Below are 26378 nucleotides of genomic sequence, written 5' to 3' on the forward strand. Positions count from 1 at the left end.
CGCCCGCCGACGCAAGATCGCTGGCATCACGACCGGTCTATCACGGCGATGTTTCAGGAGGCTGCCCCTCGCCTCAGATCGACCATATGGCGGATGTGTAGGGGTTGTGTGGCGCCTGCGCGCACCATGGTCGCAGTGCTCCGCTGCTCGGGTGAGAGGAGGATTGTCATGAAGATCGAGGTCCGCAAGGTCGAGGCCGTCAAGGCCACCGTGAGGGACGCGTAGTCAAGCAGTCCTCATGGCGGGGGCGGCGACCGCCGCCCCCGCACCTTCGATTGGGAGACCCCGATGCGTGTCGTCTTGAAGGAATGCGCCTGGGAACCGCTCGGCGACAACCTGATCGTGATCTACGACCCTCGCGAGGCGCTCACGCTGGCCGACCCCGACGGGCAGATCGCGGCGTTCCTGACCGAGCTCTCCGCCGGGCCTTGTACGGCCGCGGAGCTCGCATCCGCCCTGGCCGCGCGCGGGTTCGACGTGAGCGAGGCCGACGTGGCGGAAGGGCTGGCCGGGCTCGACTCGCTCGGGCTGGTCGAGGAGGCCGGCGAGCGCCGTCTCGGCGACCCCGTCGCCGACGAGCGCCACTTCTCCACCCTCACCTTCTTCGGCAGCTTCGCCGGCCTCGGCCGCTCGCGGGCCGGCTACGTGCGGCGGCTGCGTGAGTCGCACGTGCTCGTCCTCGGTGCGGGAGGGGCCGGCTCCTCCATCGTGCAGTGCCTGGCGGGGCTCGGCGTCGGCGCCATGACCCTGGTGGACCGCGACGACGTGGCGCCGCGCAACTTCGCCCGCCAGTTCCTCTACCGGCACCAGGACATCGGCCGCTCGAAGGTCGACCGCGCCGCCGAATGGGTGCGCGAGTACGACCCGACGATCGAGGTCCGCGCCGTCGACCGCTGGATCGCCGGCCCCGAGGACCTGAAGGACCTGACCGCCGACGTCGACCTGATCGCGGGCGGCCTCGACGGCGAGCCCCAGGCCCACCTGTGGGTGAACGAGGCGGCGCTGCGGGCCGGCGTGCCCCTCGTGAGCGGCGGCATGCAACGCACCCAGCTGATGTACTGCTCCGTCGACCCCGGCAGGAGCGCGTGCCTGCTGTGCGACGAGTCCGACCGGCCCGACCCCGGCGAGCCGACCTCGGCGGGCGTGGCCCAGCGGCTCACCCGCGAGATGCGACTCAACAACGCCCTCATCGGGCCGATCGCCATGCAGATGGGATCGCTCATCGCGTACGAGGCGCTGCGTTACCTGACCGCCTTCGAGCCGCCACGGGCCGCTGGGGCGCGCGTGATGCTCGACCTGCGGACAGGGCTGGTGCCGGTCTGGGAGCCGTTCCCGCGCGACCCCGAGTGCCCGGCGTGCGCGCTGGCCCCGGTGAGGCCGGCGTGAGCATCCCCGAGGCGACGACCGTACGGCTGCGCCCGCTCAGCGTGGTCGAGGAGAACGACGACGAGGTCCTGGTCGGCGACCCGGAGACCGGGGTCTTCATCACCATCCCGGCCGTGGGCGGGGTCGTGATCAACGCTCTGCTGCGGGGAGCGACGCTGGAGGAGACCGCCGCGGAGGCGGAGGCGTTCGCGGGGGAGCCGGTCGACATCCCGTCGTTCGTGGAGACCCTGCGCGAGCTCGGCTTCGTGGACGAAGGAGCGCCCGATGGCGGCTCCGCGGAGCCCGAGGCCGTGCGGACCGCGCCCATCCAGGCGCGGCGGTGGCTGGCCGGCGTGCGGCAGGAGGTCATCCGGCCGTTCTTCGGCCCCGTGGCCTGGGCCGTCTACGCCGCGTGCGCCGTCTTCAGCGTCGCCGTCTTCGTCACGCGGCCCGAGCTGTTCCCCCGGCCGGCCGAGGACGCGTTCGCGTTCGGCGACATCGGGCTGAGCGCCGTGCTGCTGATGCCGTTCTCCATGATTTCCATGGCCCTGCACGAGTGCGGGCACTGGCTGGCGGCGCGGGCGATCGGCATCCGGTCGCGGTTCGGCGTCGACCGCAGGCTCATGCTGCTCGTCTTCGAGACCGACCTCACGCAGGTGTGGGCGGTGCCGCGCCGGCAGCGGTACGGGCCGCTGCTCGGCGGCATGGCGATCGACGCCGTGGTGCTCGCCGTGCTGGTCGGCCTGCGGCTGCTGATCCACACCGGGGTGTGGTCGCCGCCGGAGACGGTGGACGCGACGCTCGCCGTGTGGGTGTTCGTCAAGCTGGCCGGGTTCCTGTGGCAGTGCATGATCTTCCTGCGCACCGACCTGTACGCCGTCATGGTCAACGCGCTGGGCTGCCGGAACCTCTGGGAGGTCAAGTCGCTCATGCTGCGCCGGGCGTTCGGGCGGCTGACGCCGGAGCAGGCCGCCGAGCTGGACGCGGCCTCGCCGGCCGACGTCCGGGCCGCGCGGTGGTTCCGCTGGGTGTGGCTGGCCGGGTCGCTGGGCGTGCTCGCCTGGTTCGCGTTCTTCCTGCTGCCGGTGGTCGTGGTGGTGCTGGAATGGGCGGTGGCGGGGGTCGCCCTGGGGCCGCTGGCCTGGCAGTTCTGGTGGGCGCTGCTCTGCACCGGGCTGCTGCTGGGGCAGGAGTCGCTGGCGTTCGTCCTGGCCGGTCGGGAGTACGTACGCAGGTTCGCGGCCTGGCGCCGGTCGCCCCAATAACGCGATATATGTCACATTTCATTCTTTTTTGGGACAAACAGCCCAAAATCGGGCATGGCTTGGAACCTCCGGAATCTGGGGGGATCCAGAATGTGTGGCATTTGTGGATGGGTCGATTTCGAACGGGACCTGCGGGGGGCCCGGGAGACCGCACAGGCGATGACGGACACGATGGCGTGCCGCGGTCCCGACGACCAGGGGCTGTGGCTGGCGCCGCACGCCGCCATCGGACACCGCAGGCTCGCCATCATCGACCTCGCCGGCGGCCGTCAGCCCATGGTCGCCGCCGACCAGGACCGCGAGCCCGCCGTGCTCACCTACAGCGGAGAGGTGTACAACTTCCTGGAGCTTCGCTCGGAGTTGTCCGCCCGCGGCCATCGCTTCCGCACCCACAGCGACACCGAGGTCCTGCTGCGCGCGTACCTGGAATGGGGCCAGGACGTCGCCGAGCACCTCAACGGCATGTTCGCCTTCGCCGTCTGGGACGCCAGTACCGAGGAGTTGCTCCTCGTCCGCGACCGCATGGGCATCAAACCGCTGTACTTCTACCCGACGCCGCACGGGGTGCTGTTCGGCTCCGAGCCGAAGGCCATCCTCGCCAACCCGCTCGCCCGGCGCGTGCTCGACGCCGAGGGGCTGTGCGAGCTGCTGGCGTTCGTCAAGACACCCGAGCACGGCATCTTCCAGGGCATGTACGAAGTGCGCCCCGGCCAGATCGTGCGGGTGAACCGGGACGGCATCCGCAAGCGCCGCTACTGGCAGCTGGAGTCGTACGAGCACCCGGACGACGTCGACTCGACCGTCAAGAACGTCCGCGGCCTGCTGGACGACATCATGTCCCGCCAGCTCATCAGCGACGTGCCCCTGTGCACGCTGCTGTCGGGCGGCTTGGACTCCAGCATGGTGACCGCGCTGGCCGCCAAGGACCTGCGCGAGCAGGGCCTCGGCACGGTGCGCTCGTTCGCCGTCGACTTCGTGGGGTACGCCGAGAACTTCCACCCGGACCTCACCCGCTCGACGCCCGACACGCCGTACGTGCACGCGCTGGCCGAGCACGTCGGCTCCGACCACACCGACATCGTGCTCAACTCGGCCGAGCTGATGGACCCGGCCGTACGATCCGAGGTGCTGCGCGCCCGTGACCTGCCGATGGGCATCGGCGACATGGACTCCTCGCTCTACCTGCTGTTCAAGGCCATCCGCGGGCACTCCACGGTGGCGCTGTCGGGGGAGTCGGCCGACGAGGTGTTCGGCGGCTACCGGTGGTTCCACGACCGCGAGGCGGTGGAGTCCGACACCTTCCCGTGGCTCGCCGGCGGCTTCGACGACCACACGGGATCCGAGCGGCTGCTCAAGGACGACCTGGCCCGCCGCATCGACCTGGAGCGCTACCGGGCCGAGCGCTATCGCCAGGCGCTCGACGAGGTGCCGCGGCTGCCCGGCGAGACCGGGCACGAGCGGCGCATGCGGGAGGTCAGCTACCTGCACCTGACCCGGTTCGTGCAGATCCTGCTCGACCGCAAGGACCGCATGAGCATGCGCGTCGGGCTGGAGGTCCGGGTGCCGTTCTGCGACCACCGCCTGGTGGAGTACGTCTTCAACGCGCCGTGGGCGCACAAGACGTACGACGGGCGGGAGAAGAGCCTGCTGCGCGGAGCCTCCGCCGACCTGCTGCCCGAGTCGATCCTGCGGCGCGTCAAGAGCCCGTACCCGGCCACGCAGGACCCCTCGTACGACCGGGTCCTGCGTGAGCACGCCGGGGCGCTGCTGCGCGACGGCGACTCACCGGCCGCCCAGCTGATCGACTGGGACAAGGTCCGCGCGATCGTCGACGGGCCCGTCGGCCTGCCGGGCGCCTCGCCGATCAGGGCGGCGCTGGAGCGGTTCCTGCAGCTCGACACGTGGCTGCGCGAGTACCGCGTCGAGCTCGCCGTCTGACCCCCGCCTCACGAGCACCGGCTCGTTCCGCGCGCCCAGAAGCCGGAACGGGCCGGTCCCATCCAGACGTGTCCACAAGCCGGAACAGCCCTGTTGCATTCAGACGTGTCCAGAAGCCGGAACGGCCGGTCTCGTTCAGAACAGCGACAGCGGCTCGGCCGGGTCGGGGGCGGTCAGCTGCGTGGCGGTCCGTCCGACGTACCGGGACAGCGAGCGCGCCAGATGGGGCTGGTCGAAGTAGCCGAGCCGGTGGACCACGTCGTGGACCGGCACGCCCTCGCGGACGAGCTCCGCGGCCCGCCGGGCGCGGCCGATCTGCCGGACGGCGCCCTGGGTGAGCCCGGTCGCCGCCAGGAACCGCCGCTGGACGGTCCGCTCCGACACCTCAGGCGGCGCGCCGTTCAGCACCGCGGTCACCACCGGGTCACGGTCGATGACGTCCTCGCGGACGAGCCGCCGTACGAACTCCTCGGCGTCGTCGTAGCCGGGCAGGTGCCAGGACGACCCCTTCAGGTGGAACGACCTGCGCGTCGCGCCGGGAATCTCGGTCGAGACGTCGACCAGGATCGGAAGGTGCGGCATCGACGTGCCGAGCGCGAAACTGATCCCGAAGAACGTCGCCTCGTCAGGGACGGGCGCCGGGCTCGCCTTCGACTCCGGCCCCTGCACGGCCACGCTGACCTTGCCGCCCTGCTCCCAGAAGACCAGGTCCCACGTGGCCGCCGCCACCGACGTCATCCGCCCGACCCCGTGACTCCGGCTCCGCCACACCCGCTCGATGAACGGCGAGTCCGACCCCCGGCTCTCGACCTCCAGCGCCATCCGCTTGTCCCCTTTCCGCTGGGATCGTACGGGATGAATCATGGCCTGCACGGGCGAGGTGGGCAGCTCGTCGGCGCTTTCTCGAGCGGGTCAGTCCTCCAGCGTGAGGGCCTGGACGGGGCAGCTGCGGACGGCTTCCTCGACGGCGGCGTGCAGCTCCGCCGGCGGGCGTTCCTGGAGGATGATGGCGACGCCCGTCTCCTCGTCGAGGTCGAAGACGTCCGGCGCGGTCAGCAGGCAGTTGCCGTACGCCTGGCAGCTCTGGGGGTCGAGAATGACGCGCATCTTACGGGGTTCCTTCCGGATCGGCGCTCAGAGGAAGATCGCGAGGTTTTTGGTGCCGAGGGTGGCCTGGTCGAGGACGACGCGGCGGCGGGCGATCCGGAGCCGGTCGTCCTCCAGCCGCAGGAGGTCCTGCCGCTCACCGGACAGCAGGTCGTGGGTGCCGCGGTCGCCGCGGCTGCGGTAGAGCAGCAGGTAGCTGCGTACGGCGAACTCGTTGTCCCGCTCGCCCCAGGCGACCTTCACGTTGGTGACGAACCGCCGGGTGAACGACGGCGGGTCCTCCGCCCAGGCGACGTTGGTGCCCAGCCGGCGCACGCGCAGGCCGAGGCTGGCCTTGTTCTCGTCGAAGTGGAAGATGTCGTCCACCACGTCAGGGTTGCCGAGCCGCCGGGTGATCCGCACCGGCACGCGGTACTCGGTGTCGTCGGTGAACTGCGCCAGCCACTCGTCGAAGCGGCGCGAGTCGAGCAGCTCGGCCTCGTCCACCAGGAAGTCCTGGACGACAATCCGCAGCCCCAGGGGGACCGGCCCCGCGGGGACGAAGGAGGCCAGCAGGCCGGGGTCGAAGGTCACGGTCATCGCGTCTCACCTGCCACCAGGTCGAGCCAGCGGCGGTAGAACGAGCGGGCCGCGGCTTCGTTGAACTTGCCGTCGTACACGGTGCCGAGGCCGGGGAAGTCGGTCAGCGGCTCGCGGCCGAGGCCCATGCCGTAGTGGAGCACCACCGGCTCGTCGAGCGTGAGGGCGATCTGGGAGTTTCGGGTCTGCGCCTCCCAGTTCTCCGTGTCGTCCTGCTCCAGCATGCCGGAGGTGCCGAACGTCTGGATGTACGCCTTGCGCCCCAGCTCCTTCCACCAGTCCGGGGCGTCCTTCTCGACCAGGTGCCACGACCACGCCTGGATGCTGCCGGGCCCGACCGGCTGCCACTGCCGCAGCGTCATGCCGGTGACCCGGCGGCCGCCGAACTCGATGACGTTGGGGATGAGGAAGGACAGGTTCGGGAAGACGTTGCCGTGGAAGTTCTTGATCCGGTCGAGCAGGGCGAGCTGGTCAGGGGAGAGGTTGCGCTCGTACTCGGCGCGCAGCTCGGGCGGATACCACGGGCCCTCGTCCTGCACGCCGATGCCGAGCCCGTGGCCGTTGCCGGCGTCGACGTGGTAGCCGAGGCGGCCGAAGTCGACCCCGCTGACCAGCCCGAGCTGGGCGAGGAAGGCGTGCGTGGTGGCGGTGTGGTAGGCGTCGGAGGCGAAGTTCTCGGCGGGCAGCTTCCAGGCCGTTGGAACGATCCAGCGCTGCGGCGTGCCCACGACCTCGAATTCGGCCCGGCCGACCAAGATGTCGAGATACCAGGTCATGGCGCCGAGGAAGTCGGTGAGCGGCTCGGCCCCGCGGTCCCACGTGGCGAAGATCAGCCCCTTGTACGCCTCGCAGCGCGCCTCGACCAGCCGCAGCGCCTCCCGGTCGAGCCCCTCGGTGTAGGCGAACCGCTGGTACGGCGCCCCCAGGAACGAGCCGTCGTTGCGGAAGGTGAACCCGTGGTACGGGCACCGCCACGAGGGGCCGTTGCCCATGTCCTCGCAGGCCAGCTTCATGCCGCGGTGCCGGCAGGAGTTGAGGAACACCCGCACGTGCCCGTCGTCGCCCCGCGAGACGATCACGTTGGCCTCGCCCATGTCGCGCACGACGAAGTCGCCGGGCCGGGGGATCTCGGACTCGTGCGCGACGAACAGCCAGCTGCGCCCGAACAGCCGCCGCATCTCCAGCTGGTAGACGTCGGGGTCGGTGTGGACGTACGCCGGGATCAGTCCTTCCTCCGGCAGCACGCTTTTGTGGAGGCGCTCAACGGTCTCCGTGAGAGTATCCATGTCAATCGCTCCCACTCGTGATATTTCGGTGTATATCAGACAATTTCCTGCTCCGAGGATTCTTTTACCAACGTCAGCGGACCGCGGCCGGATGCGGCGACGCCGTGAGCAGGCGCCGGTAGGGGAGCAGCGCCTTGGCCGATCCCCCGGTCACCGCCCCGACCAGCTCGCCCGCGCGGTGGTATTCGGCCACGAACCGGCCGCTCACCGGGTCGCCGTCGACCACGCGCGTCTCGTCGGCCAGAGCCGGCAGGCCGACGCCCTGGATGCGGACACCGAACTGGTCGCTCCAGAACGACGGCATCGGGGCGCACGACCCCGCGCCCGGCCCGTGCAGCAGCCGCCGCGCCGCCGACACCGCCGTCTCGGCGGCGTTCGTCCAGTGCTCCAGCCGCAGCAGCCCGCCGCCGAGCATGGGGTGCGGCCAGCGCACCACGTCGCCGGCGGCCACCACGCCGGGCAGGCCGGCGACGCCCAGACCGGCGTCGCACACCACCCCGTCGTCCAGCACGGCCCCCGAGTCCCGCAGCCATCGCGTCTCGGGGACGGCGCCCACGGCGACGACGAGCACGTCGGCCGGCAGCACGCGGCCGTCGGCGAGGACGACCTCGGCCACCCGCCGGTCGCCCTTGACCGCCGTGACGGCCGCCGGGTGCAGGACCTTGACGCCGTGGTCGGCCGCACGCGCCGCCGCGCTCGCCGCCAGCGGGCCGAGGGCGCGGGCCAGCACGGGGTCGAGGGTGACCAGGGTGACGTCGAGACCGAGCGTCCGGCAGCTCGACGCCACCTCGGTGCCGATGAAGCCGCCGCCGACGATCACGACGGAGGGGCGGCCGGACAGCTCCCGCCGCAGTGCCAGCGCGTCCTCCAAGGTGCGCAGCGAGATGACGCCGGCGAGGTCGTACGGGATCGAGGGGACCCGGCGCGGCGTGGCCCCTGTGGCGACGACGAGGCCGTCGTAACGGAAGCGCCGCCCGCTCGCCACCACGACCTCGCGGCCGGCGGGGTCGAGGGCGACGGCGCGCTCGCCGAGATGCCAGTCGACGCCGAGGTCGGGCTGCTGCCGCAGGGCCACCGTCTCGGGGGCGGCCTGTCCTGTGAGCACGCCTTTGGACAGCGGCGGGCGGTCGTACGGCGGGTGCGGCTCCGCGCCGATCAGGTCGATCCGTCCCGAGTACCCCTCGCGGCGTAGCGCCTCGACGGTACGGAGGCCGGCGAGCGACCCGCCCACCACCACTACGGATTGCATGACTGGAAACTGTATACAGAATTATTCGGAATTGGCAATGGTCCGGTCACCCCTCGGACGGGCGCCCATGTGAAAGTGCCCTGCCCCCCGACGGGGGGCAGGGCACCGGAGGGAGAAGGGTCAGGCGGAGGTGGCGGGGGCGGGCTTGGGGCGGTTGCGGTACATCCGGACGACCTCGTCGCGGGTGTGCAGGATGTGCTGCTCGACCTCGCGGCGGGCGGCGGCCGCGTCACGGTTGCGGACGTAGTCGAGTATCCGCTCGTGCTCGCGGGTGGCCTCCGCGTTGCGGTCGACGCCCCGGCCCGCGCTCCACAGGCGCAGGTAGCGCTCGGCCCGCCCGCGCATCTGGCCGGCCAGCTCCAGCGCCGTCACCGCGTCGGACGGCTCGTAGAGCGTCTGGTGGAACTCGGCGTTGAGTGCGAGCCAGCGCCCGTGGTCGAGCGGCTCGTGCATGCGCTCGACGAGCTCTTCGAGCCGGGCGATGAGCTGGTCGTCGATGTGCGGGGTGGCCTTCTCCACCAGGTAGCCCTCGACCATCGCGCGCAGGTCGAAGATCTCGAGGACGCGCTCCAGCGTCAGGCCGCGCACCACGGGACGGCGGTGTGCCTCGGCGCTCAGCAGGCCTTCGGCCTGGAGCTGCCGCATCGCCTCGCGCACCGGCACCCGGGAGACCCCGAAGTGCTCGGCCACGGCTACCTGGTTGAGGATCGCGCCGTCGGCCAGCGAGCCTTCGTAGATGGCCTCGCGGAGCACGCTGACGATGTAGTCGGGCGCCGTCCGGCGCTGTTGGAGCTCTTCGCTCACAGGCAGAGGGAGGACGGTCTTCTTTTTCGGCACCTGGCTAGTGTATACACCTTACTCCGGCAGAAATGAGGTTTCCCATGATGGATCTCGGTGTCGGCGGCGGCACGGCCGTCGTCACAGGCGGTTGCGGCGGCATCGGCCGGGCGGTGGTGGCGGCGCTGGGCGCGCAGGGCGTGCCCACCGCGGTGCTCGACCCGGTCGCCGGGTCGGGAGACGACCCCGTGACGGGCGCCGCGCTGGAGATCGGCTGCGACGTACGCGACGCGGCGGCCGTCGAGGCGGCGGTGGCGCGCGTGGAAGAGGACCTCGGCCCGGTCCGGCACCTCGTCTGCGCTGCCGGCGTGGTCTCCGAGGCGCCGCTGGCCGAGCTCGACCCGGCCGAGTTCCGGCGCGTCGTCGAGATCTCGCTGTACGGAACGTTCCACGCGGTCCGCGCCGTGCTCCCGCGCATGACCGCCCGCGGTCGGGGCGGCATCGTGGCCATGTCCACCGGCTGGGCGACCAAGGGTTACCCGAACGGCGCCCACTACGCCGCCGCCAAGGCGGGCGTGGAGGCTCTGGTGAAGTCGGCCGCCCTGGAGGCCGCCGCCACGGGCGTACGGGTGAACGCCGTCGCGCCGGGCCCGGTGGAGACGCCGATGCTCACCGGCTTCCCCGACTACCACGACCGCGCCGCCGACCGGGCGCGGGCGATCCCGATGGGCCGGGTCGGCCTGCCCGACGACGTCGTGGGCCCGGTGCTCTTCCTGCTCGCCGACGCCAGCCGCTATATGACCGGCCAGGTCGTCCAGGTCAACGGCGGACTCCTGATGCCCTGACGGGAGAGGCCGGCGGGAAGCCGCAGGTCATTGACGCGACGATAAAAGTGGCTACAGTTTTCAGCATTCAATTCCCCCTGAGGAGGGCCCATGGCCACGATGGCCTCCAAGCCCGGCACCCCTTCGTCCTCCCCGGCCCCCGACACGAACGGCGGCGTGGCGGTGGGGGTGCTGTCCTATCTCGGCTTCACCGTCCTGCTGCTCCAAGTCGGCATCGTCCCCCTGCTGCCGGGCATCGGCAAGCAGCTCGGCCTCGCCCCCGGCGACGTAGCGTGGCTGCTCACGGCCGAGCTGCTGGCCGGCGCCGTCGGGCTCGCCGTGCTCACCAGGCTCGCCGACCTGTACGGCAAGCGCCGCATCATGATCGTCTGCCTGTCCGTCGCCTTGGTGGGCGCGCTGATCGGCGCGCTCACGCGCGACATCACCCTGCTGTTCGTCGGCCGGGCACTGATGGGCGCCCAGGCCCCCATGCTGGCCCTGCCCGAGGCGGTGGCGAACGACACGATGGCCCCGCGCCGGGCCCGCCGCACGGTCACGATGATCCACGCGGGCAACAGCGTCGGCGTGGCGGCGGGGCTGCTGGCCGGCGGCCTGGTCGGCGCCGCCGGGGGCGACTACCACCTGTACTTCTGGATGGCCGCCGTGACCCTGGCGCTGGGCCTGCTCGGCACGCTGCTGGCCGTCCGCGAGTCGCCGTACCGGGCGAGCGGCGGTTTCGACCTGCCCGGCGCGGTGCTGCTCGCGCTGAGCCTGGTGACCTTCCTGCTCGGCACGAGCAAGGGCCCCGTCTGGGGGTGGGGCTCGCCCGAGGTGCTCGGCCTGATCATCGGCGGTCTGGTGCTGGCCGGCGTCTGGCTGGCGGTCGAGCGGCGCTCGTCGCATCCGCTCGTCGACCTCTCCGTGATGACCAAGGCGGCGACCCGGCTGCCCACGCTGGTCGTGTTCCTGATCGCGTTCGGCATCTACGGCGCCATCTCGGCGGTCACCCGCTTCGCGCAGACCGACCCGGCCGTGGCGGGCTACGGCTTCGGCTGGACGCCGCTGCACGCCTGCCTGTTCGCCGTCCCGGTGGCGATCGGCGGGCTGCTCGCGGCCTGGACGCTCCAGCCGATCGGCAGGCGGATCGGCTTCGGCGGGGCCGCCGCGGTCAGCGTCCTGTGCTGCAGTGTCGCCTACTTCGGCCTGGCCGCCACGCACAGCTTCCCGGCGCCGATGTTGGTCAGCCTGGCCGTCTACGCGCTCGGCAACACGATGGGGCTGGCGGCCGCCCAGATCATCGTGATGCAGGCCGTGCCGCCGTCGCAGTCGGGCGTGGCGCTCGGCGTGACGGCCATCGTGTACGCGGTCGGCAACTCGCTCGGCAGCACGGTCGTCGGCGTGCTCTTCGCCGCGAATCCGCTGCCCGGCACCCAGATCCCGGCGAGCGGCGCCTACACCGTCTCGTTTCTGGTCTGCGGGGCGTGCACGGCCCTGGCCGCGGTGCTGGCCTGGAGGGTGAAGCGGGCCCCCGCGGCGTCCGCCTCGGCCGCTCCAGTACATTAACTGAATACAGTTTCCACTTTGAGGAGGAAAACACCCATGGAACTGCAGGTCCGCAAGTGGCTGACCACGGTCGAGGAGATCACCCACGACGGGGGGCCGCGCGTGGATCCGCCGCTGCGCAAGGCGGCCGTCGTCGCGGTGATCAGGAATCCGTACGCCGGCCGCTGGTCGGAGGATCTGGCGGACCTGGTCGAGCCGTCCGGAGCGCTGGCCGCCGAGCTGGTCACCCGCTGCCGCACGGCGCTCGGCGCCGAGGCGGAGAGCTGCGGCAAGGGCGCGATCGTCGGCGTGGCGGGCGAGCAGGAGCACGGCGTGGCCTGCCTGACCACGCCGTTCGGCGACGCGCTGCGCGACGGCATCGGCGGCACCACGTGGGTCACCTCCAACACCAAGGTCGCCGCCGCCGGCGCCGCGATCGACATCCCGCTGGCCTACAAGCAGGCGCTGTTCGTCCGCGAGTTCTACGACAGCGTCACCGTCACGGTCCCCGACGGGCCGCGGCCGGACGAGATCGCCGTGATCGTGGCCATGGCCTCCCGGGGCCGGGTGCACAGCCGTCTCGGCGGCCTGGCCAAGGCCGACGCGAAGGGGGACGGGCTGCGATGAGCGCCCCCGAGCCCCAGGCGACGGACGCCCGGCGTACGGCGATCGTCGGCATCGGCGACTCCCACGCCGGCGACCTGGCCGGCTCGCCGATCGGCGGCGACGCGATCATCTGCGAGGACGGGGTGATCTCCTGGATCGGCCCGGCCGAGCAGGCCGACCTCGGCGGCTGCACCACCGTCCTCGACGCGGGCGGCGCCGCCGTCGTGCCCGGGCTGATCGACTCCCACGTGCACGTGACGTTCGGCGACTACACACCGCGCCAGCGCACCGTCGGCTTCCTGGAGAGCTACCTGCACGGCGGCATGACCCGGGCGATCAGCGCCAGCGAGGTGCACGTGCCGGGCAGGCCGACCGACGTCGTCGGCGTCAAGGCCCTGGCGATCGCCGCGCAGCGGTGCTTCCTCGACTACCGGCCGGGCGGCGTCACCGTGCACGCCGGGTCGGTGATCCTGGAGCCGGGCCTGACCGCCGACGACTTCGCCGAGCTGTACGCCGCCGGGGTGCGGCTGGCCAAGGGCGGTTTCGGGGCCTTCGCCGGGCCGCGCGACTACGCGCCCGTGGTCCGGGCCGCCCGCGAGGCGGGCCTCGTCGTCATGGTCCACACCGGCGGCGGATCGATCCGCGGCAGCCTGGAGCTCATCGACGCGCGGGCGCTGCTGGAGATGCGGCCCAACGTGCTCGGCCACGTCAACGGCGGCCCCACCTCGCTGTCGCCCGAGGAGAACGCCGAGCTGGTCGCGCACGGCCACGACATGGCACTCCAGCTCGTCCAGGCGGGCAACCTCAAGTCGGCCCTGCACATCACCGAGCTGGCCCTGGAGAACGGCGCCGCGCACCGGCTGCTGATCGCCTCCGACACGCCCACCGGCACCGGCGTGATCCCGCTCGCGCTGCTGCGGACCATGGCCGAGCTGGTCTCGCTGGGGCCGCTCGACCCGGCGCAGGCGATCGCCGCCGCCACCGGCAACGTCGCCGACACCTACGGCCTGGACGCGGGCCGCGTCGCGGTGGGCAGGCCGGCCGACTTCGTCGTCCTGGACGCCCCGCTGGGCTCGCGGGCCGCCGACTGGCGCGGCGCGCTGGAGGTGGGCGACCTGCCGGCGGTCTCCGCGGTGGTCACCCAGGGCGAGGTGCGCTTCGTCAGGAGCCGCAACACCCCGCCCGCTCGGCGCCCGGCCCGTGTGACGGCGGGCGCGCCCCAGCCGCTCCCGTAAAGCAGAAAGGACACCACCGTGAAGGGCCTGCTGTTCTCGCAGATGGAGCCGCCTCCCGGGGAGGAGGAGGACTTCCACGACTGGTACGAGACCGAACACATCGCGGTGCGCATGGCGTTGCCCGGGTTCGCCGCGGCCGTGCGCTACGAGGCGATCGAGGGCGAACCGCGTTTCCTCGCCTGTTACCACGTCGACGACCTGACCGCGCTGGAGACGCCCGGCTACCGCAAGCTCAAGAGCGACCCGGGGGAGCGGACCGCCCGGATGCTCGCCCGCGTGCGCGGCTTCACCCGCTACCTGGGCGAGCAGATCTCCGATACCGGGCCGAGCGACGAAAAATCGGGATATCTCTCGGTTGTCGCCTTCAGCGTGCCCGACGCCTTCCGCGCCGATTTCGACGCCTGGTACGGCGACGAGCACGTGCCGCTGCTCATGAAGGCCGACGGCTGGCTGCGCGTGCGCCGCTACACCGTACGCCCCGGCTTCGAGGGCCCGGCCTGGACCCATCTCGCGCTGCACGAGCTGCGCGACCCCTCCGTCATGGACTCCCCTGAGCGGGCCGCGGCCCGTGACACGCCCCGCCGTGCGGCGCTCGCCGCGCACGACTGGTTCGGCCGCTCAGGACGCTGGCTGTACCGCGCCATCCACGCCACCGGCGACGCCGGGGTCGGCGTGCCCACCGATCGAAAGGACCACCAGTGAGCCTCCCCTACACGCGGGCCGAGGTGAAGGACCGGGCCCGTGCCGAGTGGCGCGGACTGTGCAACGTGACCCTGCCGTCCTTCACCGCCGACTTCAGCGGCCTCAACCCCGCCGGCATCGCCCACGACGTACGCCTGGCCGCCCGCTACGGCTTCTGGGGCACGCTCGTCGCCTCCGAGAGCGGCACCACCCTGGAGGAGTACATCCGCTTCATGGAGATCGCCGCCGAGTCGGCGCCCGAGGGGTTCCGGCTCGTCGCCCACCTCAGCTTCTCCACCGTGGAGGAGGAGCTGGCCGCCGCGAAGGCCGCCGAGGGGCTCGGCTTCGAGGCCGCGCTCCTGTCGTATCCGCCGTCCTTCCGGCCCCGTTCGGCCGCCGACATCGTCGAGCACACCCGGTACGTCGCCGAGCACACCGACCTCGCGCTGATCCTGTTCGCGGTGATGACGTGGGGCTTCACCCCGCTGCACCCGTCCGGCTTCCCGCCGGACGCGCTCGAGGAGATGGCCAGGATCGACACCGCCGCCGCGCTCAAGTACGAGGCGGGCGGCGCCGCCTCGCTGACCGGGCTGGCCGACGTCCACCGCCGCGTCTCCGAGCACGTGCTCGTGGAGAACCCGATGGAGCAGCACCTGCCCGCGCTGGTCGACCGGTTCGGCACGCAGTGGTTCGGCACCAGCGCGTACGAGTCGTTCGGCGACCGTGTCCCGCGCGTCCACGAGCTGGCCACGGCCGGCAAGTGGGACGAGGCCATGGACGTGTTCTGGAGCTACCAGCCGGCCCGCGCCGCCAAGGGCGACTTCCACGCGAGCTTCAAGGGCGCCGGGCTGATCCACCGGGTGGGCTGGAAGTACCTCGGCTGGCTGCAGGGGTTCAACGGAGGGCTGCTGCGCATGCCGCAGATGCGGCTGAACCCCGGCCAGATGAGGTCGCTGCGCGCCGGCCTGGCCGCCTCCGGATTCGACCTGCCGGACGGCGACGACGGCTTCTTCGCCGGGCGCAACCCGGCCTGACACGGGAAAGAAACGAATGACGCTGCATTTGTCCGGGGCCGAAATCCGGGAGCTGGCCACCGATGAGGTGGTGCTGGAGGCGGCCCGCTCCGTGCTCGACACGGAGTCGCACGGGCGGGCCGAGCTGCCGCCGCGCATCGACGTGCCGAGCGGCTCCGGCTTCATCCGGGCCATGCCCGCCGTGCTCGGCGACGTCATGGGCCTGAAGGTCATGACGCTCGCCGAGGGGCTCGGCACGCGCTACCTCGTCCTGCTGTACGACGTGGCGTCCGGGCGGCTGCTCGGCATGTTCGACGCCGACGAGCTGACCCGGCTGCGCACCGCGGCGTACACCCTGGTGGCGGGGGAGCTGCTGGGCGCGGCCGGGCACACCGTGCTCGGGCTGGTGGGCTCGGGCTTCGAGGCGACCGGCCACCTGCGGCTGATGGCCCGGCGCTGGCCCGTCGAGCAGGTGCTCGTCCACAGCCGGTCGGCGAGCCGGCGGGAGCGGTTCGCCGACCGGATGAGCGAGGAGCTCGCCATCGACGTGCGGGCCGTGGAGACGGCCAAGGAGGCCACCGGCGCGCCGCTGGTCCTGCTGGCCACCAAGTCGAAGGAGCCGGTGATCGACGGCGCGGACCTCGCGCCGGGCGCCGTCGTGCTGTCGATCGGCTCGACCCGCCCTGACCTGCGTGAGCTCGACCGGGCCACGCTCGCCCGTGCGGGCACCCTGCTCGTGGACGACGACCGCCAGGTGCGCCAGGAGTCGGGCGACGTCATCGACGCGCTGCAGCACGGCGCGCTGCCCGCCGACCGCATCGTGCCCGCCGCCCGCGCCGCCGCCGACCTGGCCGCGGTACGCCGCACCGACGGCCGCGACCTGCTGGTCTTCAAGTCGGTCGGCACCGCGCTGCAGGATCTGGCACTGGCCCGCAGCCTGCTGGACGCGGCCCGCTCCCGCGGGTCCGGCCGTGACCTGGGAGAGGTCTGCGAGCTGAAGCCGTTCGCCGCGAGTTTGGAGAGGACGCCGTCATGACGTACGAGAAAGTCCTGGCCGATGTGCCGGTCCGGCTGCGGATCGGGGACGGCTGGCGCGAGGCCGCCGGCGGGCGGACGTTCCCCGTGACCAACCCCGCCGACGGCGCCGAGCTGCTCGCGGTCGCCGACGCCTCCCCGGCTGACGCCGTCGCCGCGCTCGACGCCGCGGTGGCCGCGCAGGCCGGGTGGGCGGCGACCGCGCCGCGCGAGCGCGCCGAGATCCTGCGCCGCGCGTACGAGGAGATCCACCACCGGCGCGACGAACTGGCCGCGCTCATCACGCTGGAGATGGGCAAGCCACTGGCCGACGCGTACGCCGAGATCGACTACGGCGCCGACTTCTTCCGCTGGTTCGCCGAGGAGGCGGTGCGCATCGACGGCGGCTACAAGGTCTCGCCGAACGGCCGCGGCCGCATCCTCGTCATGCGCCAGCCGGTCGGGCCCAGCCTGCTCGTCACGCCCTGGAACTTCCCGCTGGCCATGGCCACGCGGAAGATCGGACCGGCGCTGGCGGCCGGCTGCACCGTCGTCGTCAAGCCGGCCGAGCAGACCCCGCTCACCACGCTCGCGCTGGCCACCATCCTGGAGTACTGCGGCGTCCCGTCGGGTGTGGTCAACGTGGTCACCACGTCCGACCCGGCCGGGGCCGTCGGCGCGCTCCTGAGCGACGGGCGGCTGCGCAAGCTGTCGTTCACCGGCTCCACCGAGGTGGGCCGGCTGCTGCTGGCGCAGGCCGCGGGGACCGTCCTGCGCACGTCGATGGAGCTGGGCGGCAACGCGCCCTTCCTGGTCTTCGACGACGCCGACCTGGACGCGGCGGTCGACGGCGCGATCCTGGCGAAACTCCGCAACATGGGTGAGGCGTGCACCGCGGCCAACCGCTTCTACGTCCAGCGCGGCGTCGCGGACGCGTTCGCCGAGCGGCTCGCGGCCCGGATGGCCGACATGCGGGTCGCCCCCGGCCTGGAGGACGGCAGCCAGATCGGCCCGCTGATCGACGAAGCCGGCCGGGCCAAGGTCGGCGCGCTGGTGGACGACGCGGTCGGCAAGGGCGCGCGCGTGCTGACCGGCGGCGCCCCGCTCGGCGGCGCGGGCTACTTCTACCCGCCGACCGTGCTCGCCGACGTGCCCGGTGACGCCGCCCTGCTGGCCGAGGAGATCTTCGGGCCGGTGGCGCCGGTGCTGCCGTTCGACACCGACGAGGAGGCGATCGGGCTGGCCAACGCCACGGAGTACGGCCTGGTCGCCTACGTTTACACCCGTGACCTGGCCCGCGCCCTGCGCACGGCGGAAGCCCTGGAGACCGGCATGATCGGCCTGAACCAGGGGGTGGTCTCCAACGCGGCGGCGCCGTTCGGCGGGGTGAAGCAGTCGGGGCTCGGCCGCGAGGGAGGCCCGACAGGCATCGACGAATACCTGGAGACCAAATACCTCGCGATCGAGCTCTGAGAGGAACATGATGAGCCACGAGAGCACCCTGCCGCTGCGGCTCGGCTCGGTCACCGTGACGGTGCCCGACCCGGCGGCGACGGGCGCCTTCCTCCACGACGGTCTGGGCTTCCACGTCACGCCGCGGGCCGACGGCGGCCTGGACGCGACCACCGGCGGCGAATACGCCCAGCCGGTTCCCCGCCGCCACCTCACTCTCCTGCCGGGTGAGGCGGCGCGGCTTCGGGAGGTCACCTTCGACGTGCCGGCCGGTTACGCGTTCGGCGAGCTCGAACGCCGTGCCGCCGCGCACGGGATGACCACCGAACCGGTGGCGGCCGACGCCGGCGGTGGCGCCGGCGTCGCCGTCACCGGCCCGAGCGGGCTGCGGCTGGTCTGCCGTCCGCCGGGCGCGCCGGTCATCGAGGCGCTGCCCGCGACGCCGCTGCGGCCCCGGCGGCTCGGCCACGTCAACGTCAAGGTGCCCGACGCGCCCGCGACGGCCGCGGCCCTCACCGCGCTGCTCGACCTCAAGCTGTCGGAGCAGATCGGGGAGGGGCTGTTCTTCTTCCGGGTCGGCAGCGAACACCACAACATGGGTGTACGCGGCGGGTCCGACGTTCCCGACGTGCACCACCTGGCGTTCGAGGTGGCGGGCTGGGACAGCTACCGGATGATCTGCGACCACCTCGCCGACCTGGGCTACAAGGTCGAGTACGGCCCTGGACGGCACGGCCCCGGCCACAACCTCTTCGTCTACGTGCGCGACCCGTCGTCCGGGTTGCGGCTGGAGCTGTACAGCGACATGGCGCACATCCACGACGAGGCGTCGTACACGCCGCCGCGGTGGGAGATGAGCGACCGCGGCAACACGGTCAACCGCTGGGGCCCGGCGCCTCCCGAGAGCTTCCTCGCCTGATCCTCGCCGGCGCTGTCACGGCCGGATGCCGGCGAGCAGGTTGCGGGCGAGGGAAACGGCGAACTCCTCGGTGACGGGCAGGTTGGGGAAGAGCAGCAGGCGGTGGTAGAAGGGGCCCCAGAGCTGGTCGGCCACCGCGTCGAGGTCGAGCTCGGCGCGCAACTGGCCGCGGGCCTGGGCGCGCCGCATCGCCGCCACGGCGAGGTCGCGCCGCGGCCCCGAATAGTGCCGCAGCAGCGCGTCGGCGAGGTCGGGGTCGGTCTGCGCCTGGCCGATGATGCCGGCGATGACCCGCCCGGCCGGCGTGTCGCTGAGGAGCCGGGCCAGCGCGCGGAGCTGGGCGGTCAGGTCGGCCTCGATGTCGCCGGTGTCGTCGAAGGCCAGCGTCGGCTCGACGGCGTGGAAGTAGCCGTCCAGGGCCAGGGCGCCCTTGGACGGCCACCACTTGTAGATCGTCGTCTTGCTCGCCCCGGCCAGCTCGGCGACCCGCTCGATCGTGACGCCGGCCATGCCCTCGTCGAGCAGCAGCGCGCCGGTGGCCGCGAGGATGTCCGCGCGCACCTCGGCCGCCGGCCGCCGTCCGCGCCCTCGCCGTGGCGGCTTCCGCTCTCCGTACGCCTCCACTGGCGCGTCCCTTCGTGCGCAGATATGAACGCTGTGTTCATAAAGATATATGGTCGAGGTGTTCATATAGTGCCGGATCGCAGAAGGAGGCACGCATGTCCACCCCCACCAGGGTCGCACTCGTGACGGGCGGCTCCGGCGGCATCGGCCGCACCGTCGTGGAACGGCTGGCCGCCGACGGGATGGCCGTCGGCGTGCACTACGCCGGTAACAGGGAAGCGGCGGACGCGGCCGTCAAAGCCATCGAGGCCGCCGACGGCCGCGCGATCACGGTGACGGGAGACGTGGCCGACGAACACGAGACGGCGGCGGTGTTCGACGCGATGGAGGCGGTGTTCGGCGGGATCGACGTCGTCGTCAACACCGCGGGCATCCTGGCGCTCAGCCCGCTGGCGACGTTCGACCTCGACGTGCTCGACCGTATGCACCGGACGAACATCCGCGGCGCCTTCGTGGTCGCGCAGCAGGCCGCCCGCCGGGTGCGCGCCGGAGGCGCGATCATCGGGTTCTCGACGTCGCAGACCAAGATGGGCTTCCCCGGCTACAGCGCGTACGCCGCGAGCAAGGCCGCCGTCGAGGCCATGACGCTCGTGCTCGCCCGTGAGATGCGCGGCCGCGACGTCACCGTCAACGCGGTGGCCCCCGGCCCCACCGCGACGGCCATGTTCCTGGAGGGCAAGGACCAGGCGACGATCGACCGCCTGATGGCGCAGCCCCCGCTCGAACGCCTCGGCGCCCCGGCCGACATCGCCGACGTGGTGTCCTTCCTGGCCGGCCCGGCCCGCTGGATCAACGGCCAGGTCATCTACGCCAACGGCGGCATCGCCTGACGGCCGCCCGTCAAGGCCGCGTCAGTATTCGCGGGATCGGTGTCCGAATCCCGTAGCGATCAACGGATATGCCGCCCGGGCGGTTCTAGCGTCTGCTGTACGACCTCTCCGAGGAGGAAAGCAGATGTCAGAGCCCCGGTCGCCCGGCGGACCATGGTCGGCCACCACCCGCTTCGAGCCGGTCGCCGCCACCGGGGGCGTCCCGCTCGCGGACATCGCCGAGCGCTTCGGCACCCCCGTGTACGTCCTGGACGAGGCCGACGTGCGGCAGCGCTGCCGCGCCTACCGGTCGGCCCTTCCCGGCGCCCGCGTCGTCTACGCCGCCAAGGCCTTCCTCTGCCGGGCGATGGCCGCCTGGATCCGTGCGGAAGGGCTCGGCCTGGACGTCTGCTCCGGCGGCGAGCTGGCCATCGCGCGGTCCGTCGGCTTCCCCGCCGATCGCATCGTCTTCCACGGCAACGCCAAGTCGCCCGCCGAGCTGCGCCAGGCGGTGGAGTGCGGCGTGGGGCGCGTCGTCGTCGACAACCTCGCCGAGATCGCCAGGATCGCGGGGCTGGTCCCGCCCGGTGGGCGGCAGAAGGTGCTGCTGCGCGTCATCCCCGATGTCGAGGCGGGGGCGCACCCGGCCGTCCGCACCGGCGGCGAGGGGCAGAAGTTCGGCCTGTCCGTCGCCACCGGAGACGCCGCCGCGGCCGTGGCCCGGGTGCTGCGCCAGCCGGAGCTGGAGCTGGCAGGGCTGCACTGCCACCTCGGCTCCCAGATCCGCACGGCCGAGCCGTACGAGGAGGCGGCGCACGTCATGGTGGAGCAGCTCGCGCGGATCCGCGACACGTACGGGATCGTCCTGCCCGAGCTGGACCTGGGCGGCGGCCAGGGCATCGCGTATGTGGAGGACGAGCACGGCCTGGCGCCCGCCGACTTCGCCGTGCGGGTCGTCAAGGCGGTCGAGGAACGCGCCGCGGCCCTCGGCCTGCCCGTTCCCGCACTGATCGTGGAACCGGGCCGGTCGGTCAGCGGCCCCGCCGGTCTCACGCTGTACCGGGTCGTCGCCGTCAAACGCGCCCTCACCAGGACGTTCGTCGCCGTCGACGGCGGGATGAGCGACAACCCCCGCCCGTCCCTGTACGGCGCCCGCTACACCGCCCGCCTGGTCGGCCGCCGCTCCGGCACGCCCCCGCGCCCGGTCACCCTGGTCGGCCACCACTGCGAGGCGGGCGACGTACTCGCGGAGGACGTGCCCCTGCCGGCCGACGTCAGGCCGGGTGACGTCCTCGCGGTGCCGGCCACGGGCGCCTACCACCACTCGATGGCCTCCAGCTACAACCTGACCGGCCGGCCGCCGGTCGTCGCGGTCCTGGACGGCACGGCGCGGCTGGTCGTCCGCCGCGAGGACATCGACGACCTGCTGCGCAGGGACGTGGGGCTGTGAGCCGGCTGCCCCGGACAGCTGGCGAAAAGTAGAGTAACGTTCGGAAATTGTGGGATCTGAGAGCGAAAAGCCGGTCGAATACCGGCAGGGTCGGTTCCGTACGCCTCCTGGCGCCACAGAGCTGCTGCTGGTCCGGCACGGCGAGTCCGAGCCCGCGCGGCCCGGTCACCCGTTCCCCCTGGTGGACGGCCAAGGCGACCCGGGGCTCGCACCCGAGGGCCTTGAGCAGGCCGAGCGGGTGGGCCTGCGGCTCGCGGCCGAGCGCATCGACGCCATCTACGTGAGCACGCTGCGGCGTACGTCCCAGACCGCCGCGCCGCTCGCCGTCCGGCTCGGGCTGACGCCGATGGTGGAGCCGGACCTGCGCGAGGTGCACCTCGGCGAGTGGGAGGGCGGCCTGTTCCGGCAGCGGGTCGCCCAGGGCCACCCGATCGCGCAGCGGATGTCGGCCGAGGAACGCTGGGACGTGATCCCCGGCGCGGAGCCCGCCGCGGCGTTCTCCGAGCGCGTGCGCAAGGCGCTCGCCAAGCTGGCCGCCGCCCACCCCGACCAGCGGGTGGTCGTGGTCACCCACGGTGGCGTGATCGCCGAGGCGCTGGCGATCGCCACGCGGTCGCGGCCGTTCGCGTTCCTCGGGGCCGACAACGCGTCGGTGTCACACCTGGTGCTGACCGAGGCCCGGTGGGTCCTGCGCCGCTACAACGACACCGCGCACCTCACCGCCGCCTTCACCACCACGGCCGCCCCGCCCACCTGAGGCGATCAGCAGGCGATGCGACTCCAGCAGGCCCTCCGGCAGGTCGTCGGGGGAGCACCAGCGGGCTTCCAGGATCTCCATCGGATTCAGCCGGAGCGTGCCGCCACCGGCGTACCCGGCGGCGTACGCCACCTCGATCCGGAGCCGGAACCCGCTCCTGAGGTGCACCAGCTCGCCCACGCTCACCTCCAGCCCGGTCTCCTCCCTGACCTCGCGGACGACCGTCTGCTCGAACGTCTCACCCCGCTTCGCGCCGCCCGTCGGCAGCCCCCACTGCCGGCCCTCGGGCCAGAACCGGTGGCGCAGCAGCAGCACGTTGCCGTCGCGGTCGCGGACGACGCCGGTCACCCCCACCATGAACTTCGCCTGCGACAGGTAGAGCAGCCGCCACTGCGCCGAGCCGCGGATGCCGCGCCAGACCCGGGCCATCAGCCTCTTCACCGGCGTAGCGTACCGCCCGCTCGGACGGCCCCGGCGTCGCTCGTGAGCCGGGTCCGGGCGGGCCTTCGGGGTCGTTCGTGAGCCGGGCCTGGACGGGCCTTCGGGGTCGTTCGTGAGCCGGGCCTGGACGGGCCTTCGGGGTCGTTCGTGAGCCGGGCCTGATGGCGGGTAGCGGCTCCGTGTGCCGACCAGGTCCCGGCCAGGCGGGCCGGCGGCCCGTCCGGCGCGTGTGTGGTCGCCCTCGCGACGGGCGCCGGCCTGGCGCGGCACCTCGGCCGCCTTCGACGCGCGCGGCCGGCCGCTGGCCTGGATCGGGCCCGGCTACCGCGGCGTCTTCGTCATCGACGTGCCGCTGTCCCGCGAGCCGACCCCGTACGTCCGCTTCGGGGACTGGGCGCCGATCGCGGGCGGCCGCCGTCCTGCTCGCGACCGGCGGCGTAGGCACCGCCCGCCGCCTGCGCCGTCCGGCGCGATATTGACGAGTGCTGTGACTTCATCAAAACTCGTTGTTTGACAGCCCAAGTGTTAGCGCTATCAGTCCGGCTCCTCATTTCCTGGAAAACGCTCGTGCGCAAGGAGCACAGATGACGCACATCATGCCCAGACGCGAGGTGTTACGGCTGGCCGCGCTGGCGGCCGCCACGCCCCCGGCGTTCGCCCTCCTCCCCGGAACCGCTCAGGCCGGTACGCCGGCGCAGCACGATCCGCCGATGCCCGACGGCTGGCAGGTGAGGCCGTTCGCCAATGCTCAGGTCGCTTTGGGCGACAGCCTGTTCAGCGCCAACCGCGACCGCGTCCTCAACCTCCTGAGGGCCTATCCCGCCGACCGGATGCTGGCCAATTTCCGGGCCAACGCCGGACTGGACACGCTGGGCGCCCAGCCGCCCGGCGGATGGGACGACGCGACCGGCAATCTGCGCGGCCACTACACCGGCCATTTCCTCAGCGCCCTGGCCCTGGCGTACGCGGGCTCCGGCGACGACTTCTACAAGGACAAGGTCGACTACATGGTGACCGCGCTCGGCGAATGCCAGGACGCCCTCGCCGAGCGGGTCGGACAACCCGCGCCACCGCCGACGCCGGTCGCCAGGGTGGCCGGGAGGTTCGGCGGGGCGGTGAAACTCGACGGGCCGCAGTACGTGTCACTTCCCGCCGACATCGTGAGCGGCCTGGACGACGTCACCGTCGCCCTGTGGCTCAATCCGGCCGAGATCAGCGCCTGGTCCAGGATCTTCGATTTCGGCAGCGGCACCACGCGGAACATGTTCCTGGCCGTGAGCGCGGGCTCCGCGCCGAGATTCGCCATCACCGTCAGCGGAGGCAGCGGAGAGGAACGCGTCAACGGTGACGGCCCATTGCCGGCGAACCAATGGACCCACGTCGCGGTCACCCTGTCCGGCGGCACGGGAACGCTCTACGTCAACGGCTCCCCGGCCGGCACGAACACCGGCATGACCCTCAAGCCGTCCAGCCTCGGCCCGACCGGCAACAACTGGATCGGCAGATCGCAGTACGGCGACCCGTACCTGAAGGCCGCCGTGGACGATCTCCAGATCTACGACCGCGCGCTGACCCGGGCGGAAATAGCCGCACTGATGGACGGCCCGGGCGGCGGCAACATCGCGTCCTACCGGTTCGACGAGGAGAGCGGCGAGCGCGCGGCCGACTCCTCGGGCAGGGGAGCGGACGCCCGGCTGGTCTCCGAGGCCAGCGGCCAGCCTGGCCCGAGTCATCCCGGCTACCTGGCCGCCTACCCGGAGACGCAGTTCATCCGGCTGGAGGAGTACGCGACCTATCCCGGCATCTGGGCGCCGTACTACACCTGCCACATGATCATGCGAGGCCTGCTCGACGCCTACCAGTACGCGGAAAGCGAGCGGGCGCTCGACATCGTGCTGAAAATGGGCGACTGGGTCCACAGCCGGCTGGGCAAACTGCCGCGCGCCCAGCTCGACCGCATGTGGAGCATCTACATCGCCGGTGAGTACAACGCCATGAACGCCGTGATGGCCGAGCTCCACGCCATCAGCGGCAAGGAGGAATATCTCACCGCGGCCAAATGCTTCGACAACACGCCGCTCCTCACCGCCACCGCCGCCGACCAGGACACGCTGGACCGCAAACACGCCAACCAGCACATCCCCCAGTTCTTCGGCTATCTGTCCATCTACGAGCGGACCGGCGAACGGCGTTATTTCACCGCGGCCAAGAATTTCTGGGACATGGTCGTGCCGCACCGCATCTTCGTCACCGGCGGCATGGCCGGCCCGACCGACAACGGCGAGCTCTTCGGCGCACGCGGCGTGATCGTGGGCACGCTCGGCACCAACAACGCCGAGACGTGCTGCAACTACAACATGCTCAAGCTGAGCCGGGCCCTGTTCTTCCACACCGCCGACCCGAAATACATGCAGTATTACGAGCGGGCGCTCTACGGCCAGATTCTCGCCTCCCGCCGGAACACCGACAGCACCACGAATCCGCTGCTGACGTACTTCATCCCCATGCGGCCGGGCGCCTCGCGCAGTTACGGCAACATGGGCACCTGCTGCGGCGGCACCGGCCTGGAAAGTCACACCAAATTCCAGGACTCGATCTATTTCCGGTCCGCGGACGACTCGACCCTCTACGTGAACCTTTATCTGGCCTCGGAGCTGAGCTGGCCGGAGAAGGGCTTCACCGTCACGCAGTCCACCGACTATCCGGCCGACCCCGCCGGGGAGACGACGCTCACGGTGGACGGCGACGGCCGGCTCGTGGTGAAACTGCGCGTGCCGTACTGGGTGGAGAAGGGCTTCACCGTACGCGTCAACGGGGACGTGCAGAAACTCGACGCCAAGCCCGGTGCGTACGTCACGCTCGACCGGAGCTGGCGCCGCGGCGACCGGATCACGATCGCGATGCCGTTCTCGCTGCGGATTGAGAAGGCGCTCGACATCCCGACCACCCAGAGCATCGCGTACGGGCCCGTTCCGATGGTCGCCAAGAGCGACGAGACCACCTTCCGCGAGTTCTCCTTCTACCGGGACTTCACGCTGTCGGGCGACCTCGCGGACGCGGTCACGTCCACGGGGCCCATGACGTTCACGACGCACGGCCTGCCGCTGGTCCCGCTCTACATCAACGACACCGACCGCTACCACGCCTACTTCCACCGCGTCGAACCGAAGATCGTCTTCGGGAAGTCGGACTCCGGGGTGCCGAACCGCGCGCGCGAGGACTCGGTGACGTTCCTCGACGTGGTGTGGGCCGAAGCGCCGTTCGAGAACCAGGGACGGTTCCGGTCCACCGTGGCCCGCACCGCGGAGACCTGGGTCGGCGCCGGCCTGATGACCCCCGCCGAGAAGGACGCGGTGGTCTCCGCCGCCGCCAAGGCCCGCCTCGACCCCTGACCGGCGCCCTGACCGGCGCCCTGACTGGCTGGGCCGCTTCACGTAGCCTGGAG

Annotated in this window: 24 protein-coding genes; 16 read left to right on the forward strand and 8 right to left on the reverse strand. The window is 72.0% G+C overall.

Features of this window, described 5'->3' with window-relative positions:
* The first annotated feature begins 288 nt into the window (after positions 1–288).
* The 3 genes from ACIBP6_RS35700 (at position 289) to asnB (ending at position 4568) form a co-directional block, all read left to right on the forward strand.
* Positions 289–1386: a HesA/MoeB/ThiF family protein gene (locus tag ACIBP6_RS35700; RefSeq protein WP_397058219.1), complete on the forward strand. Its 1098-nt coding sequence runs from the start codon at positions 289–291 to the stop codon at positions 1384–1386.
* Positions 1383–2630: a hypothetical protein gene (locus ACIBP6_RS35705; protein ID WP_397058220.1), complete on the forward strand. Its 1248-nt coding sequence runs from the start codon at positions 1383–1385 to the stop codon at positions 2628–2630. The genes ACIBP6_RS35700 and ACIBP6_RS35705 overlap by 4 nt, the downstream gene beginning before the upstream one ends.
* Positions 2631–2720: 90 nt before the next feature.
* On the forward strand, positions 2721–4568 hold the full coding sequence (asnB, locus tag ACIBP6_RS35710; protein WP_397058221.1) for an asparagine synthase (glutamine-hydrolyzing): 1848 nt from the start codon (positions 2721–2723) through the stop codon (positions 4566–4568).
* Positions 4569–4703: 135 nt separating this feature from the next.
* Here asnB and ACIBP6_RS35715 read toward each other — a convergent pair whose 3' ends face one another.
* The 6 genes from ACIBP6_RS35715 to ACIBP6_RS35740 form a co-directional block, all read right to left on the reverse strand.
* Positions 4704–5390: a helix-turn-helix domain-containing protein gene (locus tag ACIBP6_RS35715; protein WP_397058222.1), complete on the reverse strand. Its 687-nt coding sequence runs from the start codon at positions 5388–5390 to the stop codon at positions 4704–4706.
* Between the two features lie 90 nt (positions 5391–5480).
* On the reverse strand, positions 5481–5675 hold the full coding sequence (locus ACIBP6_RS35720; RefSeq protein ID WP_397058223.1) for a ferredoxin: 195 nt from the start codon (positions 5673–5675) through the stop codon (positions 5481–5483).
* Between the two features lie 27 nt (positions 5676–5702).
* Positions 5703–6254: an aromatic-ring-hydroxylating dioxygenase subunit beta gene (locus ACIBP6_RS35725; protein ID WP_397058224.1), complete on the reverse strand. Its 552-nt coding sequence runs from the start codon at positions 6252–6254 to the stop codon at positions 5703–5705.
* The gene (locus ACIBP6_RS35730; protein ID WP_397058225.1) at positions 6251–7540 is read right to left on the reverse strand and encodes an aromatic ring-hydroxylating dioxygenase subunit alpha; all 1290 of its coding nucleotides are present in this window, start codon (positions 7538–7540) and stop codon (positions 6251–6253) included. Before ACIBP6_RS35730 ends, ACIBP6_RS35725 begins: the two co-directional genes overlap by 4 nt.
* 73 nt (positions 7541–7613) lie before the next feature.
* A complete protein-coding gene (locus ACIBP6_RS35735) occupies positions 7614–8789 on the reverse strand; it encodes an NAD(P)/FAD-dependent oxidoreductase (RefSeq protein ID WP_397058226.1) in 1176 nt (391 codons plus the stop codon).
* Between the two features lie 120 nt (positions 8790–8909).
* Complete coding sequence (locus ACIBP6_RS35740; protein WP_397058227.1) at positions 8910–9593, reverse strand: GntR family transcriptional regulator; 684 nt, start codon at positions 9591–9593, stop codon at positions 8910–8912.
* Positions 9594–9670: 77 nt separating this feature from the next.
* On the opposite strand from ACIBP6_RS35740, the gene ACIBP6_RS35745 reads away from it, so the two are divergent.
* From ACIBP6_RS35745 to ACIBP6_RS35785, 9 genes are all read left to right on the forward strand, one after another.
* The gene (locus ACIBP6_RS35745; protein WP_397058228.1) at positions 9671–10411 is read left to right on the forward strand and encodes an SDR family NAD(P)-dependent oxidoreductase; all 741 of its coding nucleotides are present in this window, start codon (positions 9671–9673) and stop codon (positions 10409–10411) included.
* A gap of 90 nt (positions 10412–10501) precedes the next feature.
* Positions 10502–11953: an MFS transporter gene (locus ACIBP6_RS35750; protein WP_397058229.1), complete on the forward strand. Its 1452-nt coding sequence runs from the start codon at positions 10502–10504 to the stop codon at positions 11951–11953.
* A gap of 36 nt (positions 11954–11989) precedes the next feature.
* Positions 11990–12559 (forward strand): amino acid synthesis family protein, encoded by a 570-nt coding sequence (locus ACIBP6_RS35755; RefSeq protein ID WP_397058230.1) that lies wholly within the window; start codon positions 11990–11992, stop codon positions 12557–12559.
* A complete protein-coding gene (locus tag ACIBP6_RS35760) occupies positions 12556–13773 on the forward strand; it encodes an amidohydrolase family protein (RefSeq protein ID WP_397058231.1) in 1218 nt (405 codons plus the stop codon). The genes ACIBP6_RS35755 and ACIBP6_RS35760 overlap by 4 nt, the downstream gene beginning before the upstream one ends.
* An 18-nt stretch (positions 13774–13791) precedes the next feature.
* Positions 13792–14475, forward strand: a complete 684-nt coding sequence (locus tag ACIBP6_RS35765) for a hypothetical protein (RefSeq protein WP_397058232.1) — start codon at positions 13792–13794, stop codon at positions 14473–14475.
* Positions 14472–15488 (forward strand): dihydrodipicolinate synthase family protein, encoded by a 1017-nt coding sequence (locus ACIBP6_RS35770; protein ID WP_397058233.1) that lies wholly within the window; start codon positions 14472–14474, stop codon positions 15486–15488. Before ACIBP6_RS35765 ends, ACIBP6_RS35770 begins: the two co-directional genes overlap by 4 nt.
* A 16-nt stretch (positions 15489–15504) precedes the next feature.
* The gene (locus ACIBP6_RS35775) at positions 15505–16503 is read left to right on the forward strand and encodes an ornithine cyclodeaminase family protein (RefSeq protein WP_397058234.1); all 999 of its coding nucleotides are present in this window, start codon (positions 15505–15507) and stop codon (positions 16501–16503) included.
* Positions 16500–17954 carry an NAD-dependent succinate-semialdehyde dehydrogenase gene (locus ACIBP6_RS35780; RefSeq protein WP_397058235.1) on the forward strand — a complete coding sequence of 485 codons (1455 nt, stop codon included), beginning with the start codon at positions 16500–16502 and terminating at the stop codon, positions 17952–17954. The genes ACIBP6_RS35775 and ACIBP6_RS35780 overlap by 4 nt, the downstream gene beginning before the upstream one ends.
* Positions 17955–17964: 10 nt before the next feature.
* Positions 17965–18852 carry a VOC family protein gene (locus ACIBP6_RS35785; RefSeq protein ID WP_397058236.1) on the forward strand — a complete coding sequence of 296 codons (888 nt, stop codon included), beginning with the start codon at positions 17965–17967 and terminating at the stop codon, positions 18850–18852.
* Positions 18853–18867: 15 nt separating this feature from the next.
* On the opposite strand, the gene ACIBP6_RS35790 is transcribed toward ACIBP6_RS35785, so the two are convergent.
* Complete coding sequence (locus ACIBP6_RS35790; RefSeq protein WP_397058237.1) at positions 18868–19476, reverse strand: TetR/AcrR family transcriptional regulator; 609 nt, start codon at positions 19474–19476, stop codon at positions 18868–18870.
* A gap of 95 nt (positions 19477–19571) precedes the next feature.
* Here ACIBP6_RS35790 and ACIBP6_RS35795 point away from each other — a divergent pair, with 95 nt between their 5' ends.
* The 3 genes from ACIBP6_RS35795 (at position 19572) to ACIBP6_RS35805 (ending at position 22492) form a co-directional block, all read left to right on the forward strand.
* Positions 19572–20306 (forward strand): SDR family oxidoreductase, encoded by a 735-nt coding sequence (locus ACIBP6_RS35795; protein WP_397058238.1) that lies wholly within the window; start codon positions 19572–19574, stop codon positions 20304–20306.
* A gap of 124 nt (positions 20307–20430) precedes the next feature.
* Positions 20431–21735 carry a diaminopimelate decarboxylase gene (lysA, locus tag ACIBP6_RS35800; RefSeq protein ID WP_397058239.1) on the forward strand — a complete coding sequence of 435 codons (1305 nt, stop codon included), beginning with the start codon at positions 20431–20433 and terminating at the stop codon, positions 21733–21735.
* 49 nt (positions 21736–21784) lie between these two features.
* Positions 21785–22492: a histidine phosphatase family protein gene (locus tag ACIBP6_RS35805; protein WP_397058240.1), complete on the forward strand. Its 708-nt coding sequence runs from the start codon at positions 21785–21787 to the stop codon at positions 22490–22492.
* On the opposite strand, the gene ACIBP6_RS35810 is transcribed toward ACIBP6_RS35805, so the two are convergent.
* Complete coding sequence (locus ACIBP6_RS35810; RefSeq protein ID WP_132620335.1) at positions 22391–22933, reverse strand: NUDIX hydrolase; 543 nt, start codon at positions 22931–22933, stop codon at positions 22391–22393. The two genes, ACIBP6_RS35805 and ACIBP6_RS35810, sit on opposite strands and share 102 nt — an antisense overlap.
* A 584-nt stretch (positions 22934–23517) precedes the next feature.
* Between ACIBP6_RS35810 and ACIBP6_RS35815 the strand changes: the two genes are divergently transcribed.
* Complete coding sequence (locus ACIBP6_RS35815; RefSeq protein ID WP_397058241.1) at positions 23518–26325, forward strand: beta-L-arabinofuranosidase domain-containing protein; 2808 nt, start codon at positions 23518–23520, stop codon at positions 26323–26325.
* The last annotated feature ends 53 nt before the right edge of the window (positions 26326–26378 follow it).

The sequence above is a fragment of the Nonomuraea terrae genome (genome assembly GCF_044465245.1).
Classification (GTDB): Bacteria; Actinomycetota; Actinomycetes; order Streptosporangiales; family Streptosporangiaceae; genus Nonomuraea; species Nonomuraea terrae.